We start from the raw sequence: 20,998 nt of genomic DNA on the forward strand, positions 1-20,998 counted from the left end.
GATTTAAAAAATACCTACTAGTAGGTATTTTTTTATTTCCAGATTTTTATAAAATTTGGTTGTTATCTATATGATCCAAATTTGGGTTGCTATTTATTATTTTATACAATAAAATATTTTATAAATACTGCTTATGGTTTGTCTTATGGGTCCAGAATAAGCATAGTCAATTAGCATCACTTGATATGGATCACTTTTACTTTTATTTCACAAAACACAGACTGATAAAATGGTTTTTTATTTTGTTTCTTGTATCAAGCTTTTTGAATTCAGAAAGATGTTACGGTCAACTTGATAAACTCAAATCAAAAGGGGCCAACTACGCCCCTGATCTTTTAAACAAAGCTCCAAACAAAACTTCTATTGCTGACAGGATAACTGATTTTGATAAGGTAAAATCTGAATATGAGCATATCAACAATAGACTAAACAATTTCTTGGAAATTGCTTCTGACAGTTCATTCCAGCAATATAACAAAGACAGTATTAGGGTTCTTCTCAAAAACCAACTCGATACCCAGCAAAAGTTTCTTGATGGGTTGTCGGGAAATATCGATAATTCCGGAGATGGAAACTTTGTCCATCCACAGATTTTTGAACAGGCAAAAATGGGCCTTGAGAGTGATTTCACAAAAGAAGATCTTAATGGTTTTTTAAACGGTACCCAAGCAAGTTTCAATTCTGCTTTTAAGGAAAAAATGTCAACTCTATCAGAAGAGCTTCAAATAGGAAATTTGTCGAGCAATAAATTGATTCATGAAAATGGAGAAAGCCATACATCCTTTTTTGAAAATTTTGAAGGATCAGCAGCTTATTTTGAAGAAACCACAAAGGAATCAAAAGAAGCTGTTTTGAGTAGGATAAACAGGAAAGTCGGCTTTGAGAACATCGAGTTTAAAGAGGTGATTGTTCAAGCTAAACCTACTTTAAAATCAACTCCAGAAAAAGAAAGAATTAAGCTTGGATTCATGTATAATTTAAATGATGGTATTTCAATATCATCACTTATTCAAGGTTCTATTTCATATCGAATACTCCCCAATTTTTACAGTCTCTTAGGAGTCAGTTATAGAGGAGGAAATCCTAAGAAACCACACGTCTTAAGAAAGGGTTACGGAGGCAACTTCGGATTGAGGAAATACATCTTTTCAAATTGGTATGTTCAAGGATTGTATGAAAGGAATTATCTAGAATTTATACCTGATTCGAAAAGAAATGATTTAGAGTATATCGGTTTTGTAAACGAATTCAATTTAAGCGCTGGTAAAGAAATAACATTGTTTTCGAAAGTTAATTCAACTGTCCAAATGGATTGGAATCCACTCTTTAGAAATAGAAAAAGTTTACAGGGATCGGCTTTTCTCATAAAAATGGGCTTCACTTTTAACACCAACTAGTTGCAAATATCTGATTAGAATTTGGGAATTATTCAAGAAATTAATTTAAGAAGAAATGAAAATAACATCGTTGATAATGAATCTCTTAGAAAAATGCAATAACATTAAATCTTTGAGTCAAGTTGGCCTCAATAATTTTTTTAAAGAAAAAGCATTTTTTGCTTTTACTATGAAAATTCTTATGATTTCGCTTCCTTTTTTTGGAAATGCCCAAAATTCATCAATGCCTAAAACTAATGCAACCCCACCTCCGCCAGAAGCATCTGCATTATTCAAAAGTGTAAATATACCTGTTAGTCTTACAACAGGTATTCCAAATTTACAAATCCCTATTCATAATATTGAGTTAAATGGGTTTAACCTTCCAATATCCATAAACTACAATTCATCAGGAATAAGGACAAGTGAAACTTCAAGCAATGTGGGTTTGGGCTGGAGCCTTTCTGCTGGTGGTATGATTTCCAGTACTGTTGTTGGTCTCCCCGATTTGGGAGGCAACGGTTATCTGTATACCGTAGACTCTATCCCCGATGATAGAGCAATGAATCCTACACTTACACTTGTATCGATAGGTAATTCTGTTGCAAATAGTGATTATATCTTAGCACAGCAAATCACTGGCAATCAAATTTCAAATTATTCTTATGGTGTTCCTGAGTCTATACCTTCATCAGTTCCTATAGATTCTCAGCCTGATATATTCTATTATTCTTTCGGAGGTAGGCAAGGGAAATTTTTTTTCGCTAAAAACGGACAGGTCAGGACTATTCCATATACACCAATATCAATAACCAAGGCTCAGAATTTTTTGATCAAGGATGAAATGGGAAATAAGTTTACTTTTGGTGCAGTGGAAACAAGTACCACTACATCTTCTGAGTTTTCTGGTCATGTGGAGTTTGGAGGTGGGTCTTCAACATCCACAAATTTTTCTTATTACCTGACAAAAGTTGAAACACCCAGTGGTCAAACCATCGATCTTTCTTATGACAATGTCCAATACGGTCTTGATAATCCCAAAACCTATTCAAGATATAGAAACAAGCAACCAACTGCAAATGGAATGCCGATCAACGTTGAAACAAGGGTGGAAAGCAACACCATAGTCAATGGGAAAATCTTGCGTTCTATTATATCTTCATTGGGAGATACCGTTTTGTTTAATTATGAATCATGCCCAAGGATTGATATGAAAAAGAGCGGGAGTCAAACTGGGGCTAAAGCTCTCAAAGAAATTCAGGTTAGAAATTCTGGGGTTGTGAATACATTTCAATTTCAACAAAGTTATTTTAATTTGGCCAATTATAATCCTTGCCAAACAGTTGAAAACGCTTCTCTTTACAGGTTAAAACTCAATTCAATAATCAAAAACGGTGAAGAACCACATGTCTTTGAATATTACGGCAATAATGCACTGCCAAATAGGTTGTCTGAAACACAATCAGACCATTGGGGATATTACACAAATAATGGCGGGAAATATTTAAGAGAACCTCAATTTGGGTTTACTGATGGAGGAAGTAGAGAACCCAATTTAAGCTTAACCCGGTTTGGTACTATTCATAAGGTAAGACACCCCACACAAGGCTATACCGAATTTGAATATGAACTGAATGTCGCTAGAGATACACTAAACTTGGTGAATAATAGTATTCAAAATAAAGCGGTCTCAATTTACTATTCAGCAGATCAAAATAATCAATCAATTCCATTTACAATACCCTCAAATGTGAGTCCGGCTAGCATTCGGGTGGATTACAACACTACTCCTGCCCCTGCTTTAGCTAACTTAAGATTTGATGCATTCTTGACTGGAAACGGAGTTAATATGTACTTCCAATCAATCAATGGTTTTGAAAATCAATTTATTTCATTAACACCAGGCAATTACACCTTGCATGTTGAGCAGGTGGGGCAATTTGAAGAAGGATACGTTAGGGTAATATGGGCTGAATCAACGACGAGCAGTTCTCAACAAATTGGGAATTATCCATTAGGTGGTTTGAGGGTTAAAACCATAAAGCACTTCGATGATGGCAATCCTATACCTGCCCTTAGACAAGATTATAAGTATACTCTTTATGGTAACAGTGCCATTTCAAGTGGAATGATTTCAAATAAACCTAAATACACAACTAGCTTTACAAAATATATGAGAAGATATCACACTGAATTAGGAATGGAAGAAGTCCAAGGTGATTATTGGGTACAAAACTCTTACAGTATAGACCCGCTGACAGGACTGCAAGGCTATCATGTGATGTATAAAGAGGTTCAGGAATTTAGGGACGATAATGGTCAAATGGGAATGACTTTAAACAAATTTTCTTTTGTAAAAGACTTAATGAATTATGTTTCCTACCCATCCACTTTACCTACAAGTTATGACTGGCAAAGAGGTTTACCAATAGAAACCAGTGAATTCAAGTTCAATGGGGGTTCAAACCAATACATTCAGGTAAGGAAAATTGTAAATTCTTATACTTTCTTATATACCCCACCTTCTTCGGCGACCAACTCAGAGGTGTTTGCACATTATACCCCAGCTGAACAACCAAATGAAACACATGCGATAGGTGTGAATATTCAATTGTTAGCTCCTGAATTTAGAGTATATCAGCACAATTTAAATAAGAGGGTACCCGCAAGATTTAATATAACTTCGTATAAACTTATTTCAGCATGGTATTACAAAAACAAAACAGTTGAACAGGTTTACAATGAAAATGGATCTGTTTCGATGATCAAGGAAATTGATTTTTATTATGACAGCCCAATTAACGCACAACTTACTCGAACGGGTACAAAAAACAGTACAGAAGACAGTATATTCGAATACTATTCCTACCCAACAGACTATGCCAATATAACTGGATTCATCAAAGCGATGAAAGACAACCATCAAATTGCGTTTCCTATTGAGCAAGTAAAGTACATCAAAAAAGGGGATAATTTTGATATACTTTCTGGTTCAATCACTCTTTATAAAAATAACGCAAAAGCACAACCCGATAAACGTTACACACTTAGCACTAGTTCTCCAATAGGTAATACTTCCTTTAAGTTCAGCAATCGTAGTATTGGGGTACTCCCAACAAATCCAACAATTGGGAATCTTTCCATGGATAGTAGATATGAAGAAGTTGATACTTTTTCTGCTTATGACAATCTAGGCAATCTGACTGAACATAAGGTGACCAACGGGATTACTACAGCTCAAATTTGGGGGTATAACTTGAAGTACCCTATAGCAATTTCAACTAATGCATCAATTGCCCAAATTTCATATACCTCATTTGAAACTACTGAAAAAGGGGGGTGGATATATTCTGGATCGCCAGTAACAAGTCCTATTTCCAAGACTGGTTCAAAGTATTACAATCTAAATACAGGATCAATAAGCAAGGCTACAACTGGCGCAAATCCATCTTTACCATTCAAGCTTACTTTTTGGGCAAGGAGGGCTTCAGGAACCGGTACTTGGAGCTTTATGGGACAGACGGAAAACCTCACCACAGCATGGAAGCTGATCCAGAGAACTGTTACATCTGCAGAATTGGAGATTTCGATGAATGGATCCAATTCCAATATATTTATTGATGAGTTAAGGATGCATCCTACCAACGCAATGATGACAACCTATACTTACAAGCCTATGGTAGGAATTACTACTGTTAATGACCAAAGAAACAAGATAACATATTATGAATATGACAATACAAACCGCCTTTTAAATATTAAAAATGAAAATAAGGAAGTAATTGAAACATATGAATACAATTACAAAGGGTCAAATTAATTGGACACATATGAACTTGAATATGACCAGAAAATCAGATACTGAAAGGGTTATCCGTAATGCAAAATTCCATAAAATCTTTGAAAGACAAAATATAAAATACATGAAAAAGTTTACATTAATAATAACCATGGCAATTTTAGAGCTTATTTTTCTATATGGAATTGGTTTTTCACAGACACAATCAGAAAGTATTTATCAAAAAGTAGAGGGCGTATGGAGAATGGATAAAACCAAGACAATCATGAACGTTAAGGCTAATGACAAAATAAAAATTGATGAAATGTCCGAATCTGTAAAAGCAGATTTTGACAATTCTGTACAAAGTAGGGTGTATCGCTTTAACAGAGATAAATCATTTTTGGCAACTTGGGATTTCAAGGGTAAGGCACAAAGTGTTTCTGGTAAATGGGAAATTTTAGGGGATGGTTCTTTGAGAATCATTTTTCCAAATGAAGAGAAAAAATATTATGTCATCATTGATGACGAAAGTTTGGAATTGACTCCACATATCCCTACCGAAGGATTGTTTCATAAATTATTTTTCACTAGATCCAATTAATTATGAGATTTTTAAAATTTGCTTTATTTCTGGCTCTTAGTTTTGAAATGGGACATACAAGTGCACAAAACATTACCCATATACAATTGTCTGGCCCAACATCTGTAAATTTAGGCGCAAATGCAACATATGAAGTTACTTTTTGGGATAATTCCCAGCAGCAAGCCCCTCCTTCATTTGGAGATTATAATTGGAGTTACTCAGGAGGCACTGAAATTTACGAAACTATATCTCAGCTTCAATTAAATTTCAACAGCTCTGGAGCTTTTCAAGTTTCATACGAGCTAGCCACTTTCGATGATTATTTTTTTCAAAATATAAATGTACAAGTCGGCAGTCCATGTGTTGGAGTTGCCCCTTCGGCGAACAATACTTCAAGATCAGGTCCCGGTACTTTAACATTGGTAGCCAATACAGCTCCATCAGGTTTTGGTTATAGATGGTTTGATTCAAACCAGACAACCCAGTTGTCTACGAGCCAGAGTTATACCACAGTAAACCTAACTGCGTCCAAAACTTACTATTTGGCATATATACACAATGCATCAGGATGTATCACCGCCAAAGTCGCTGTACAGGCAATTATTCAAGATGAAAATTATGTAAAAACCTATACTGCCAAAACTCCTATATTAAACCATTTAACCGTAAAATCAGGAACCTCAGCCCAATCTTACAAAAACTTTACATACTTTGATGGGTTAGGAAGGCCAAAACAGCAAGTTATAAGACAAGGTGCAACCAATGGTAGAGATATGATTAAACCTATTGTCTATGATGCCTATGGCCGCCAAGCAAAAGAGCATTTAGTATATGCAGAGTCTGATGGTTTTACTGATGGTAGATTTAGAGCAAATGCCATAACAAGACAAAGTTCATATTATCAAAACAAATTTTCGGATACCTGTGGTTATTCCGAGAAGCAATATGAGCCTTCGCCGCTCAACAGGGTAGACAAACAGGCTGCTCAGGGTGCATCTTGGAGTATGGGAACAGAAAGGGAAGTGAAGTTTAGCAGACGACCAAATACTACTGCCGATGCAGTCAGGATCCTGACTGTGAATTCAAATGGGTTGCCCGAAATCTCTTCTGTCTTTGCTGCAAATATGCTGTGGGTAGAGATAGTTGATGACGAGGATAACAAACGTACGGTGACATACACTGACAAAATGGACAGGGTGATCCTCAAGAAAATCCAAAACACGGCCTCTCCAACAGGATCGGGTTATACAGGCTGGTTGTGTACCTATTATGTGTATGACGATTTTGGTGATCTGAGGGTTGTAATCCCTCCAAGGGCGGTAGAGATATTGGTGGCAAGGAACTGGCTAACTGCAACCAGCACCAGCCTAATTTTGGCGAATGCTCAATATTATAGGTATACCTATGATTCAAGGAGAAGGCTGGTAGAAAAAAAGCTACCCGGTAAAGACGTTGAGTTTATGATCTATGACAGACAAGACAGACTCGTAGCCACACAGGATGGGCTGTTAAGAGCAAGCTCTAAATGGCTTTTTAATAAATACGATGCTTTGGGAAGGGTAATCCTGACCGGAATCACCACCCAAACGGGAAGTAGGACCGCTGTACAAGCGTTGGTTACGGGAAACAACAATTCAGTATTGTCCACCGCTGCTACCCCAACGACGACAGGAGGATGGCCAAGTTCATCATTAGAAACCTTGTCAGCTTATTATTATGATAGTTATGCTGGCCTTTCTACTTTCGGCTATGAAAAACCAGAAAATCCTTATTTAAACTTTCATGATCATGACACAAACATCCACGGTCTTTTGGCAGGAAAGAAAGTAAGAAACGATGTGACAAATACCCTCTTGACTACAATGTTTTTTTATGATAGTAAAGGAAGGGAAATTCAATCAGTCTCACAAAACCATTTAGGTAACAGCATAAGATTATCGACGCAATACAACTTTGAAAACAAGCCTGTTCAGACGCTCTCGCAATATAATGGAAATGCAAACAAGGTTTTGAGAACCTATGTTTATAACAACAATGGCTCTTTGGCACAGGTAAAGCATAAAATCAATACGGATGCAGAGCGGATAATTATCCAAAACACCTATAGCGAAGTGGGGGAACTGATTGGTAAATCCAATCCTGCAGCAAGTCTTGGCTATCAATACAATATTAGGGGATGGCTGACAGATATCAATAGTCCTGACAGCAGGGTGTTTCACCAAAAATTATACTATCAAGAAGAGGGAGGAGAAGATAGGTGGAATGGAAATATTTCAGCTATAAATTGGAAAGGGGAAGACAACAAATGGAGGAGGTATAGCTATTCCTATGACAATGCACATAGGCTGAACTCCGCAAACTACACTGTACCCGGGACAACGGCTGAAGATAACAGATATACCGTCAATGCCATCACTTATGATGCCAATGGTAATATCATCACCTTGAACAGAAGAGGGCAGCGGTTTGTCAATGACTATGATCCAGTGGATAATTTGACATATACATATGAAAGCAACTCCGACTTTTCACGATATTCCAATAGGTTGCTGAAAGTTACAGATGGATTGACGGCGACCAACTATAACTCAAAGGATTTTAAGCCGGTTCCTGGAGGTGCTAATTATGCCTATGACGTGAATGGCAATCAAAAGACAAATTCTGACAAGGGAATCTCCAATATCATCTACAACCACTTGAACCTTCCAAAAGAGATAGTGTTCACAAGCTCCAACACAAAAATATTGTATGATTATGATGCCGAAGGCACAAAAGTAAGACAACGCGTATATACAAATTCTAGTGACCCAAGCACAATAACTAATTATATTGGGGAATTTGTATTCAATAACACGGCCATAGATTATATTCTTCATGAAGAAGGTAGAGTGGTTTATGAATCCAATTCACCTATATATGAATACAATATAAAGGATCATTTGGGTAATGTTAGACAAGTGTTGAGAGTCCCTACAGGTCAAGTTTTCATGGCTACGATGGAAGATTTCAATGCGGAAGAGGAAGAAACAAACTTCACGATGCTAAGCGAAAGCCGACAAAGTGGGCTGGAACACAATGTGACGGAAGGTGGAAATCGAGTTGCTTGGCTTAATTCTGCTAGAGGAAGGACTTTGGGCCCATCGACAACGGTTCCCTTGGCAGCAGGAGATAGCATAAACCTGAAAGTCTTTGCCAAATACGAGGAGCAGAATTCTTCCAAAATGAACAAGGCTTCCTTTTTAGCTTCGGGAGGAAAAGATAGACTAATAAATGACTTGCTGGAATTCAGTAACGTCACTTCAAGGGCAGGCGGAGTAAATGCCATAACAGTCATGAATATAGTCGATATCATAGCCAAAGACCTCCAAAAGAAAGATGCTCCTGATGCATATATGGGTTATGCTCTTTATGATGCAGATAGCACTCTTTACGAAGTAGGGAAGCATGTTTTGAGTAAAAATGCAGCCAATGATCATGAGGTTTTGGAAAATAATCTCTATATTCCGCAGGACGGATATATGGAGACCTTCCTGGTCAACGAAACAGACGAAAACGTATGGTTCGATGATTTCAGTATTATGAGCAGTGGTTCGCCAATAGTTCAGGAAACCCATTATGATCCTTGGGGTTTAGAACTTACGGGGCTAGGTTTTCAAGCTAGTGGTATGAAGGTGAATAAGTACCTCTACAACGGGAAAGAGTATATAGAAGATAACGGGCTAAGGTATTATGATTATGGGGCAAGGATGTATGATCCTAGTATAGGGAGATGGAGTGTTGTTGATCCAATGGCAGAGAAGATGCGTAGGCATTCGCCATACAATTACGCTTTCAATAACCCGATACGATTCATCGACCCAGACGGCAGAATGGCGGTGGATGTGATACCACCGACCAACCTTTATAATACAAGTGGAAAAAAGATTGGAACTGATGGGGTTGACAATGGGGTTAAAATGGTTGTTAGTGATAATAAGGAAGCAAGGCAAATATCAAAAACAAAAGGGAATGTTGATTTAAGTACTGTTCAGTCAGGAGTAACCTTACCAAGTGATGCCACCTTACAGGAAAGTGTAAATGTTTTAGATAGGACTGTTGCGAATGGTGGATTAAGAGAGGAATCTTCAATAGTTATGAATGACGGTACTGTTGTTCAGGGACAAACAGGCTCTTTGCCTACTATTGTTAATGGAGTTCAGACAGCTGATGCAAGTTTGCCAAACTTACCAGCAGGAACGACACCCGCAGACGCAGAAGCTATAATCCATTCCCACCCTACAACAGTACAGCAAGTAGATAATATGATATATCCACAATCGGCAAACACTCCTTCAGGAATAGATAGAGGAACTTTCAGCCAATATAATACAAATATTATAGTTGGACCTTTGGGAACAGTTAATCCGAATAATGTTACTAAAAATCCTAATGGTACTTTAAACGTTCCAAACAGAACAAATGGAGCGGTTATTTATGATAGGAATACAACACCCCAAGTAGAGCTTACAAGAAAAGCTATTCAAAACATAATAAAAAATTAAAGGTTATGAAAAAGTGTGTGTTTTGGATTTTATGTCTATTTGTATATCAAGTTTCTATGGCTCAAGAAAATAGAAAAAGTTTTGATTTTATAGTTTGTGTTGATGAAGAAATTGCAACCTCATTAACTAAACCTGTAATTATAGCTAAACAAGGTACGAATGTTTTGAAAAGAATAGATATAAGTTACCACGCAGGTAATTTATCATTGAGTTCCGAAGATTATAATATGCTTTTTTCAGAGCAAGAAATTACCTTGTTTCTTCAATTTGATTATTATCAATATTCATCTAAAGGGAAACAGGAAATTTATAATTATGAAATCGAAATAGGAAAGAATTGGTTTGAAAAGACGTTTGTTATTCTTAAAATTTACAATTTGGACAAAAAGAAGTATAAGAAAAGATTATACCCTTTATCAAAAGACAAAAATTACACTTTTGATTTAGAAACTTCCGAAGGACAAATGATAAGAATTAGAAAAAGGTAATATCAAAGCTCTGCAAAAAGGTAATATCAAAGCTCTGCAAAATCGCAGGGCTTTTTTTCTGTCCTGTTCTGCTCCGCAGAACCAAAAAAGAGGGGCAAAAAATGGGGTGCTGAAAGCACGATTAAATTATAATTGCTTCGCAAAATTTGTCTTTATCCGTTCAAATCGTCCTTTTCCGTCCTCAAAAATAGGTCGAAACAAAAAAGTTATCAACATTATACATAATCGCTTAAAACCCTTGCCCTGCCTACCGTTCATCACTTTTTTTCCTTCTTTTTTCCTTGCCCCAATCCATGCCGTTTTTAGCCTGTTTTAAGGGAGTCGAAAAACGAGAAAAAAGCCCCCGAATTTGAGCGGAAAACAGAGCCAAAACAACCCCTTTAACCCACATTGCAGGTTTTAGTCGAAAAACATAAAAATTCAGTTTATTTGAATCCGTCCGAGCAACCCCATACTAAAAATGACCAAAAAAGAGAGGTTATATCAACCCCTCGTCTGCAAATGAATAGTAACTTTCCTCTGTCAGGATTATATGGTCCAACACGGTTATATCAAAGATTTTGCAGGCCTCTTTGATTTTTGCTGTTAACCTTTTATCCTGGTCTGAGCTTTTCAAATTTCCACTTGGATGGTTATGTGCTAGAATTATTCCCATCGCTACACCTTTAATCGCAGTTGCCATCAAAAGTTTTAAATCTACAGTAACACAGGTTGTACCACCTTTTGCAATGTTACAAATCCCGATCACTTTGTTACACCTGCTTAAAAGCATCACCTTAAATTCTTCTATAAACCCAAGATTATCTTCATCCCAGTTTTCCCTTAATAGCTTACTGGCATCTTCTGAACTATTGATCCTAGGTCTCAAAGAAGGTTTTACCATGTGGCTGTAAGACAGTTTGATTTCTGCCACTTGATTGTCTTGAAAATTTCTGATTTCCGTTTCCATAACATGTTCATTTAAGTTTTTGAATTTGATTATGGTGCGGCATCAGCCTTTTTGCCAATCAAGACCAAGAGGCAAAGGAATAAATGAAGGCCTAGGAGGGAGGGCATGTGTTTATGCCGGAAGCTCTTGGGCGCTACAGCAGGCAAAAGGCTAAATTTGTACTGTAATGGAATTCTATTTAAACCTATTGCTTTAAAATCATCACGATTGAACGCTGGTCAATAATCGATATCCTATTGAATTAAGACAGAAAGTTTGTCAAAATTTTAAAATGTATGGACTGAAATCTTTTGGTATTTCTAAGAGATTTCCTTTTTAAAAGGGATTACACAATTTGCTTAGATTGAAAAGAATGTTTCAATAGATAAAATTGGTTGAATCAATTTATGCTGTCAATACCTGATTAACATTCCAAATCTATCATAAAGTGAATAGTTTTTTTTTTTTTTTGAATATCGGTCAATTAATATAATGTGAGCTAAGTATGATACTTTTTATAGTTCAAATCACAGATACATCGAGGTTAATTTATTGAATTACAAATATTAAAAAGAATTCAGTCTATCAGTCTGAATTTAGTTTTAACGTCAAAACTTAACTTTGAACTATGGTCAATTATTGTATTCTTAAACTTTCAGAGATATTTTATCTTTAAATACATCTAGTTAAGCTTATAATAAAAAGTGATTTATATGACGGAATAAGGCCTGATAAAATTATCTTATCCGTCTTTTCTTTTTCTTCTTTTTTCTTCTCATTTGAGAATTATCCTCTAAATTCCCATTAGACTGAATAGGAGCAAGAATATGACTAAGACTAGCAATGGCATCGATAGCACTAGAAAGGCTATCCTTACTACTTTTATCATCAGAGAATGGGATTCTTTCAACCCATTCAGTCCTTTGATCAGTTGGTTTATTCTGGGATCTGAATCCTGTTGATTCATTTGAATGCTGATGATTTGATTGTGCAAGGTCTTTTGACTCTTTAATAGCTCCACTTGATTTTTCAAAAGTTCTTGTATTCCTTGAACTAGTTCCTGAAATTCCATTCTGGACTTTTGGTTCTCCTGATGTAGGGTATCTTGATTTTGTTCGCTGATTTGCCTTGCTAATTTCCTTGCTGTCTCTAATTTGCTCATAGTTTAGTGTTTTTGATACGTTTCCCCATTTGAATTTATTTCCCAGCGCTTGTCCCTTTGCTGTAAAGCCATCAAACACATAGGATATCCCAGATACCCTTCCTGTACTCGCTTGGTTGAACAAGACGTTTATACCATTTTTTTCCAAAAGCCTGATAAATGAATGGAGCTCTTTAGTTTGGTTTAATGCTTCACTTACCCTTTCCTGGAGAATCATTCTTTTTGATGGTTCTCCAGTTCTCAGAACCATTTCAATTTCATCCTTATTTGGAGCTTTAGAATGAGCTTCCTTACTGTTTCGTACTTCCTGTAAACCATATTTCTTTTCAAGCTCCCTGATCAACTTTTCACTTCTTTTGAAGTTATTGCTATCTGAGACTACTTTACCATCAAATCGATTTCTAAGAGCCAAAACATGGCAATGTGGATGCTCAGTATCATGATGCCGGAAAATGAAATAGGCATTATTGTCAAAGCCCATTTTATTCAGATATTCTTCAGCTATTGCCTGCATTTTTTCATTGGATAGAATTTCTTCCTTTCCAAAGTTTAAGCTTGTGTGATAAGTATTTCTGGTCAATCTTGGATTAAGGCTCTTCATCAAATCCAATTCCTTTTTAACTATCTCTCTTTCAGTACTGCTAAAGTTAGTGGATAGAAGCTCAGCTCTTTTAGTCGTATCCTTTTCATGGAGCTTCTTGTAATTGTATTCGTATGCTCCCATAAATGATTTCCCTATGGCTTGCTTAGCGATCATTTATCAAATGTTTTATGATGTAATCCAATTTATCCGAAAGGCTGGCTAAAGCTTTCAACCGTTCAAGGGGAACCTCAAGCTTTGAATTATATTGTTTGGCTATCTGATTGATATTGTTGCCGATCCTCTTTAATTCAACATAGGTTTGCAAATCCAACCTTGGTACTTTTGCTTTTGGAATCTTATTCTTGAAAACACAGGAACGAATAACATCAGCTGCAGGTAAATTGGACAGTTCACATAAACTGGCCAATTGTCTTACTTCTTCATCATTCATCCTAAAACTGAATCTGGTTGATCTTTTTTCTCCGATTTGTTTCTTAGGTCGTGCCATCTTTTTTCAAATGAACAAAGTGAATTTTCAAAATCTGACCGAAGCGAAGCAAGCGTTTCCGTCGGACGGAAACATGGCTTGCTTCGCAAAGCGATCCTATCTACGTAGCCCCGGCTTCCTCTCTTTGACAAGCTTTTCGTTGAGATCCTTATGAGGAGTATAAAGCTTACTTTTATCTATACAATTGCAATTGGTTTCCATAATCCTTTTAGTCGCTTTCATACCTGCGACATCCCTGTCAAGGTATAGATTAACTGTCCCAAAATCCTTTATGATTGGGAGTGCTTCTTTAATATTTGATAAGGAATTGAGTACTATAAATGATTGAGCTTTTTCATAAGTCTTGTTTAGCTGTACATAACTCATCAGGTCAAATATTCCTTCAAAAACAGAAAGTGTTGCTACATTTTTTTCATTTAATCCTTTGTAAAAACTTATGCCCTGGCCTGAGCAACCTTTCCAATATTTGTTTCGGATTGACCATCCATTAGTGTTTTCATTTCCTACACCATAATAGTTTTTGTCATTAATTTCAAAATAGACTTCCTTGCAGAAATGCGAGGCCGTGGAAGGTGAAATTTTTCTTGAGATTAGATAGTCAGAAATAAACTTGTTGGTACCAATCGGTTTGGTGCTTGTTACAATTATTTTCGGTTTAATGTTTTCTTCATGAAGGGGAGTATGCTGGTGAGATGAAAATGACCCAAGGTTCAAATCAGAAAGATGGGAGAGGGCATCTTCTACAGCAAAGCCTGGATTCAATTTTAGTATAAGGTCTACCAGTGTCCCGCCTGAATGGCTGTCTCCGAAATCGATCCATAAATTAAGTTTATGGTCAACTTTAAAGGAAGCTGTTCTCTCTTCGCGAAAAGGAGATAGGTAAAATGAGTAATAACTTAAGTTTCTTTTGGGATAGATTCCAATTGAAGCAAGGTATTCTGAAATACTGATATTATTGGCTTGCAAACAGTTCATGTGAATGATGATTTATCTAAACTAAATTGGGTTACAGTTTCGCTACTTGTTTTTTTTTGACTTAATAATGGGCTAATTAGATCAAATATTTATACTAAAATAAATCAGAGTTAATTCTCGATTAAATACTGGTTTGAAAGTATTGCCGATTTTGTAATTGGTTAAAGTAAATTTTCTATAATGATTATAATCAATTCTATTTCAATACACTATAATATATTAAAGACCATTATTTCAAGTCCTTTTTAAACTTTAATGATTGTCTATTAAATGAAATTTTCAGCTTTAAAAACCTGAATTTGACCAATGGTCAAGTTCAGGTTTTTAGATATTTTTAGATCTACGATGTCTATTAGAATTTCTCCTTATTTTTCCTTTTAAAGGAAAATGCTTCTTGTTTGATCTCGGCTTGTGTTTTATGGGAATTTTGAAGAAGCCAGTTATCAATTTTTTTACGTTCAAAAAATAAAACCTTACCATTTGGCTTTGAGTAGGGGATCTTTCGCTGATGCACGAGCTTATAGATAAAGGACTTTTTGAAACCAGTGTATTCGCAAAGTTCCTCCACATTTAAAATGTTTTTCAGTCCAAAAATGAATTTTTCAATACGATTGAGTTTGTTTAAGATTAATTCGTTTTCCATTGCTGTCATTTGTTTTGGTACATGCAGCAAAAGAATAAAAAGGTTAATAAAAAGTTTGAAAAGGTTAAGTTCTATTAACTTATTTATCTGAAATCTTAACCAATTTATTAAAAATTAAATCCAGTTCATCCTTTCTTTTAGGTTCATTGGTAGCTTTTGATTTTGAAGCTCTTATTGATTCTTCTGTGGGCTGTTTATTTCTTCGGTCATGAAAAAAGATTTTCAGATATCCCCTTAAATCCAAACCACTAATGTTTTCCTTTAAGCAATCAAAAAAATAATGAGTTTGGATATTGTCCATTTTCATTTTAAATAATGGCACCTCCGGATAATATCCATTTTTGAATACCAGAATAAATTTTTGGCGATCATTTCTTCTAATCGCATCATCTAAATACTCCAAAAAGCCACATCTTATTAGGCTGTCAAAAATACTACCCAACGAATCATCATTAATTAGGGATTTGAATTCATATCCTCTTTTTGCCACAATCTCTCTTGCAAATGGAATAAATCTACTTTCAAAATCATTCTTCCAGGTTAAATCGAGAAATACTAATCCGATAATATAAAGGGTAATGAAAAGACTATTTAATAGGATATCATTCAAGAACCTTCCAGTAGATGGTGCTTTTAAAATGATATAAATACATAAGACCATAACAGGAAGAAAAATAGAATAAAAAAATAGCCTAGGCTTTTCTACTTTCTTTCTTAAGCCAACCACATTTTTATCAAACATATATGCAGCATACCAATTAGGATATCTTCTAACCAACTTCCATGTGTAAAATAGGAGTAAGCTAATCATACAAATTCCAGTAACCCATTCGAAATGAAGGGAACTGGAATTCATAAACAAATACGTATAGATCGTTACCGCAAGAAAAATCAAGGCAGCAAAAACAATAATCTTTAAATTTGATCCCCGCATAATTCAAGTTAAAATTCAACATTAAGAACAGGTATGATATTGGCAGATTCTTTCATTTTTTCATCGACGATCTTGGCATAAATTGCAGTTGTCCTAATCTCTTTATGGCCTAATCTTTTCTGCACTGTAAATAGGTCTGCACCATTTTCCAACAAAAGTACGGCATTTGTGTGCCTTGCGCTGTGAAATGTAATGTGTTTGGATATTCCAGCCCTGTTACACCACCTTACAATTTCATTGTTAAAAACAGCACCATACTTTAGACCTAAAAACACTCTTTCCTGTGGTAGTTGACGTTCTCCCAATAAATCCCTTGCCTGTTTGGATATATAGAGGTATTCCATTGCAGCTGTTTTTTTCTGTCGAAAATTTACCCTGAAGATATTGTTATCCTCATCCCGAACCTTGGACCAGGTAAGACTATTGACATCTGACCACCTTAGTCCAGTCAGGCATGAAAATAAAAATGCTCTTTTAAGAACTTTATATTTACACGGCGTAATAGTGAGAGATTGAAGTTCAGAAAAAGTCAAATACTCTCTTTGGCTTTCAGCTTGTTCAAAAGATTTAACTCTGCCAGCGTAGTTGATATTTAAGTAGCCTTCTTCAAATGCACTTCTCAAGCAAGCCTTGAATTTATTGAAATAGGAGTATTTGGAATTTAAGGAAAGGGGAAGATCACTTTTTGTATAGGCTACTTGTTCAAAATATAGTCTTACCTTTTTGGTAAAGATATCATCGACTTCCTCAAAGATTAGACCTGGGCTGACGCAGTTTTTCAGATGAGCAAATGTAGAAGTCCAGACTCCATAATTTTTCTCTGAATTAGATTTTTCTTCCATCTTCTCTTTAAAATAATCAAGAAAAGGCCTTTTGAGTTTAGACATATTCTTGACCTCAAATTTTCCTTGAATGTAGTCGCTTTTTCTGATGGACAAGACGTTTTCTGCCAATTGGAGATTTTCCTTGTTCTCTTTCCTTTCACCAGCAGAGCTTGGACTACCATGAAGAATAAGTTTCAAGAATTCAAAATCTCTTAAGTGAGTTCTCTTTCCGTTTTCATCAGTTGTGGATCCTTTATAGTATTCTATATAAAGACTTAGGTCACCATTCTTTAATTTTTTCTTTTTTAATGTGATTTTCATTTTTCCTTTATCGCTTAATAGTTGTACATCTGTACAACTCTGACAAAATTCAGTGTACTTGAGTTGTACAATCTTGTCACTAATGTAGCATAAACGAAAATTAAAGTCAAGAAAAAAATTTATAAATACCTGATTAACAGACTAAAGTAAAGTATAGGAAAGTAAAGAAAAGGACATCTACTTCCCGATACAGAACTTACTGAAAATGTTATCTAAAAGGTCATCAGTTGTGATTTCTCCTGTGATTTCACCGAGATAGTGCAGGGATCTTCGGATATCCATCGCCAAGAAATCATTCGTGATTTCATTGTCCAAACCTTCCAATACATCAAGTAAAGATTGACGTGTTTTCACCAAAGAATCATAGTGCCTGATATTGGTAACTATGGTATTTCCAGTTCTAAATTTATCCAAATTTACTAATTCCAAAACCCTGTTTTTCAAGGCATCCAAATTCTCTTTCTGCCCTGCAGATATAAAAATAGTATCAGGATGATTTTTCTTTAAATCACTGATAAATTGTGGATTACCCTTATCAATCTTATTGGCTACTTTAACAAAAGGAACACCTAGATTTTCGAGCTTGTTGATATCTCTATTGATCTCAATCATATCCGTATCTCCCAAATCAAAAAGATAAAGAATCAATGAAGCGGTCTTCATTTTCTCCTGCGTTCTGCTGACACCAATTGATTCGATCACGTCAGTAGTTTCTCTTAGACCTGCAGTATCTATGAATCTAAATATCACTCCGCCAATATTGATTTCATCTTCAATAAAATCACGGGTGGTACCAGCGATATCTGATACTATAGCTTTTTCTTCATTGAGTAAAGCATTGAGAAGGGTGGATTTTCCTGCATTTGGTTTTCCAGCTATAACAGTCGGCACACCGTTTTTGATGACATTTCCCAAGTCAAAACTACCGATCAATTGCTCCACAACACGAAGCAATTTTTCAACTAGAATTCTTAAATCATCCCTACTGGCAAATTCCACATCTTCTTCGGTGAAATCCAATTCTAACTCTATCATAGAGGCAAAGTGGATCAACTCGGCTCTCAGCTTTGAAATTTCCCCACTAAAACCACCTCGCATTTGGTTTAGCGCTGCTTGATGGGAAGTTTCTGAATCTGCATGGATCAAATCCGCAACAGCTTCAGCCTGTGCCAAATCAAACTGACCATTTAAGAATGCTCTTTGGGTGAACTCTCCAGGTTTGGCTGGTCTTGCACCATTTCTAACCAACAGTTTGATTACTTGATTGACTATATAGGATGAACCGTGAGTGGAAATTTCCACTGCGTTTTCCTTTGTAAATGATTTGGGAGCTACAAAAAGAGATACCAAAACCTCATCGATTATCTTTTCCCCATCCCTAATTGTTCCAAAGTGAATGGTGTGGGATTCTTGTTTTTCAAGATTTTTTCCTTTGAAGACTTGATTACAAATTTTAATTGCATCCTTGCCAGATAATCTTATGACTGCGATCGCTCCAACTCCCTGAGGGGTAGCCAAAGCGACAATGGTATCTTCTTTTTCGTGTAAACTGAACATGCTTATTTTGTAAAACGCTTCACTATTCCTTCCAAACCTTCGATAAATGGTGCAGGCTGTCTGTAGCCTGGTAATTGGGTGATGTTTTCCATCGTTGCATCCATTATCACAAAGTTAGGGTAGGAGGTGACCCTCATTGTCTTTGCCATACTTGCTTCGGAATATTCCTTGCCTTTGAAAGTGAATTTTTGGTCGTCTCTTTCAGCATGCAATTTCACTGCATAAAAATTATCATTCACATAGGCAATTACCTTGTCATCAGTGAAAGTTTCTTTATCCATCTTTTTGCACCAACCACACCAATCGGTATAAACATCCACTAAAATCATTTTTGGGCTTTCTTGCGTTGCTTTAGAGGCTTCATCAAAAGTCATCCAATTGATTTTTTCTTGGGCATAAGTAGGGATGGACAATACAAGTCCAAGGAATAAGAGTGCACTAAATCTTTTCATAATTCAAATTTATAAAATTCCAACCAATCACCCTTCAAAACCCATACCTATTGCAGTAAGTTCATACTTCAATGTACAAAGTATCATGTATTAGATACGAACGAAGTATGTGCTCAACTTTATTAGGTCATGATTTAATTAAAGATTAAGCTCAAGTTTTTCCTAATCTTGCATTCTTCCAATTACTAATCACCCCATATATTTCCCAATTTAAAATCTAAATTTAAAATCCTACACCATCACCAAAATATTTGCTGCGACATCCTTGGACATAAAGATGGTTTTTTTGTTGTCAACAAGGATTTCTATCGAGCCATCAAACTCTACTTTTTCCAACACTTTTATCCTTGCGCCTATGTAAGCGCCAACCTTGTCCAAGTATCTCAAAAATGCAGCACTACTATCTTTCACAGCTACGATTTGACCTGTGCCATTGATATCGATTTCATTGATCGGTAGGCGAGGGCGGGAGCGGACATCTCCATACTCATCTGGAATAGGATCGCCATGCGGATCAAACTTTGGAAAACCCAAATACTCATCCAATCGCTGAATCAAAATGGTCGATTGTACATGCTCTAATTCATCTGCTACCTCTGCTACCTCATCCCATGCAAAGCGTAGTTTTTCTACCAAAAACACTTCCCATAATCTTTGCTTACGGATGGTTCTCAAAGCAAATTTTTTACCCTCTTCTGTAATGTGAACTCCATAATATTTTCGGTATTCTATCACTTCTTTTTCCCCCAATTTCCGAAGCATGTCACTTACGGAAGCAGGCTTGGTTTTCATTTCAGCTGAGATATCATTTGTCGAAACGCCCTTCTTTCCGGCCTCTGACAGCTGATAGATTGCTTTCAAATAATTCTCCTCTGCGTGTGTCAATTGCATCATTCGACTTTTCTGTTTAAAACACAAATATAGACTTTTAGCCGACACTAAAAAATAATTTACCCTAATCTAAAACTCGTGTGGATAAGTCAATTTCAAATGTGTTTAGTGTTTTAGGTATGTCTAAAAAAATATTTAGTGCACTCTTTAAAAATACATTAATCATTGATTTATAAGTATTTAAATGAATTAATAAATGCTTGAAAAGCCAAAATCATCAAAATCAATAGAGTTTCCTCTTTTCAATGATTAGTTTCCAAAATGGGGTAAAAGTGGATAAGTTTTTTGCTGCTTGTGGATAAGCTTTGATTTGCGAGTTGACAAAAAATATAAAGTTTAAAGACTATTTAATTGAGATAGTTACTTCATCAAAGAGAGTTCTAACGATTTAATAAGAGCATAAAAAAAATCTTTACAAAACAGATAAGTTCAACCTAGCGCATTAGATTTT

15 protein-coding genes are annotated in these 20,998 nt (G+C 35.8%); 5 read left to right on the plus strand and 10 right to left on the minus strand.

Annotated features, from left to right (window positions below):
* The first annotated feature begins 263 nt into the window (after positions 1-263).
* The 5 genes from MM213_RS00075 (at position 264) to MM213_RS00095 (ending at position 10,769) form a co-directional block, all read left to right on the plus strand.
* The gene (locus MM213_RS00075) at positions 264-1,397 is read left to right on the plus strand and encodes a hypothetical protein (protein ID WP_241409217.1); all 1,134 of its coding nucleotides are present in this window, start codon (positions 264-266) and stop codon (positions 1,395-1,397) included.
* A gap of 223 nt (positions 1,398-1,620) precedes the next feature.
* Positions 1,621-5,196, plus strand: coding sequence for a hypothetical protein (locus MM213_RS00080; protein WP_241409218.1), 3,576 nt, complete (start codon positions 1,621-1,623; stop codon positions 5,194-5,196).
* Between the two features lie 103 nt (positions 5,197-5,299).
* Positions 5,300-5,758 (plus strand): lipocalin family protein, encoded by a 459-nt coding sequence (locus MM213_RS00085; RefSeq protein ID WP_241409219.1) that lies wholly within the window; start codon positions 5,300-5,302, stop codon positions 5,756-5,758.
* 2 nt (positions 5,759-5,760) lie between these two features.
* The gene (locus MM213_RS00090; protein WP_241409220.1) at positions 5,761-10,281 is read left to right on the plus strand and encodes a DUF6443 domain-containing protein; all 4,521 of its coding nucleotides are present in this window, start codon (positions 5,761-5,763) and stop codon (positions 10,279-10,281) included.
* A gap of 5 nt (positions 10,282-10,286) precedes the next feature.
* Complete coding sequence (locus MM213_RS00095; RefSeq protein ID WP_241409221.1) at positions 10,287-10,769, plus strand: hypothetical protein; 483 nt, start codon at positions 10,287-10,289, stop codon at positions 10,767-10,769.
* 478 nt (positions 10,770-11,247) lie between these two features.
* Here MM213_RS00095 and MM213_RS00100 read toward each other — a convergent pair whose 3' ends face one another.
* From MM213_RS00100 to MM213_RS00145, 10 genes are all read right to left on the minus strand, one after another.
* Positions 11,248-11,718: a JAB domain-containing protein gene (locus MM213_RS00100; RefSeq protein ID WP_241409222.1), complete on the minus strand. Its 471-nt coding sequence runs from the start codon at positions 11,716-11,718 to the stop codon at positions 11,248-11,250.
* 716 nt (positions 11,719-12,434) lie between these two features.
* Positions 12,435-13,616 (minus strand): relaxase/mobilization nuclease domain-containing protein, encoded by a 1,182-nt coding sequence (locus MM213_RS00105; protein WP_241409223.1) that lies wholly within the window; start codon positions 13,614-13,616, stop codon positions 12,435-12,437.
* Entirely contained in the window at positions 13,606-13,950 is a 345-nt protein-coding gene (gene mobC, locus MM213_RS00110; RefSeq protein ID WP_255806888.1) for a plasmid mobilization relaxosome protein MobC, read from the minus strand. Before mobC ends, MM213_RS00105 begins: the two co-directional genes overlap by 11 nt.
* Positions 13,951-14,046: 96 nt before the next feature.
* On the minus strand, positions 14,047-14,925 hold the full coding sequence (locus MM213_RS00115) for a DUF8464 domain-containing protein (RefSeq protein ID WP_241409225.1): 879 nt from the start codon (positions 14,923-14,925) through the stop codon (positions 14,047-14,049).
* A 352-nt stretch (positions 14,926-15,277) separates the two neighbouring features.
* Positions 15,278-15,568 (minus strand): helix-turn-helix transcriptional regulator, encoded by a 291-nt coding sequence (locus MM213_RS00120; protein WP_241409226.1) that lies wholly within the window; start codon positions 15,566-15,568, stop codon positions 15,278-15,280.
* Between the two features lie 79 nt (positions 15,569-15,647).
* Complete coding sequence (locus MM213_RS00125) at positions 15,648-16,502, minus strand: hypothetical protein (protein ID WP_241409227.1); 855 nt, start codon at positions 16,500-16,502, stop codon at positions 15,648-15,650.
* Positions 16,503-16,510: 8 nt separating this feature from the next.
* Positions 16,511-17,647, minus strand: a complete 1,137-nt coding sequence (locus tag MM213_RS00130) for a tyrosine-type recombinase/integrase (protein ID WP_241409228.1) — start codon at positions 17,645-17,647, stop codon at positions 16,511-16,513.
* A gap of 177 nt (positions 17,648-17,824) precedes the next feature.
* Positions 17,825-19,204, minus strand: coding sequence for a tRNA uridine-5-carboxymethylaminomethyl(34) synthesis GTPase MnmE (mnmE, locus tag MM213_RS00135; protein ID WP_241409229.1), 1,380 nt, complete (start codon positions 19,202-19,204; stop codon positions 17,825-17,827).
* Positions 19,205-19,206: 2 nt separating this feature from the next.
* Positions 19,207-19,656 (minus strand): thioredoxin family protein, encoded by a 450-nt coding sequence (locus tag MM213_RS00140; protein ID WP_241409230.1) that lies wholly within the window; start codon positions 19,654-19,656, stop codon positions 19,207-19,209.
* A 231-nt stretch (positions 19,657-19,887) separates the two neighbouring features.
* Entirely contained in the window at positions 19,888-20,550 is a 663-nt protein-coding gene (locus tag MM213_RS00145; protein WP_241409231.1) for a metal-dependent transcriptional regulator, read from the minus strand.
* Positions 20,551-20,998 lie beyond the last annotated feature (448 nt).

This window comes from Belliella alkalica, assembly GCF_022549785.1.
GTDB lineage: Bacteria > Bacteroidota > Bacteroidia > Cytophagales > Cyclobacteriaceae > Belliella > Belliella alkalica.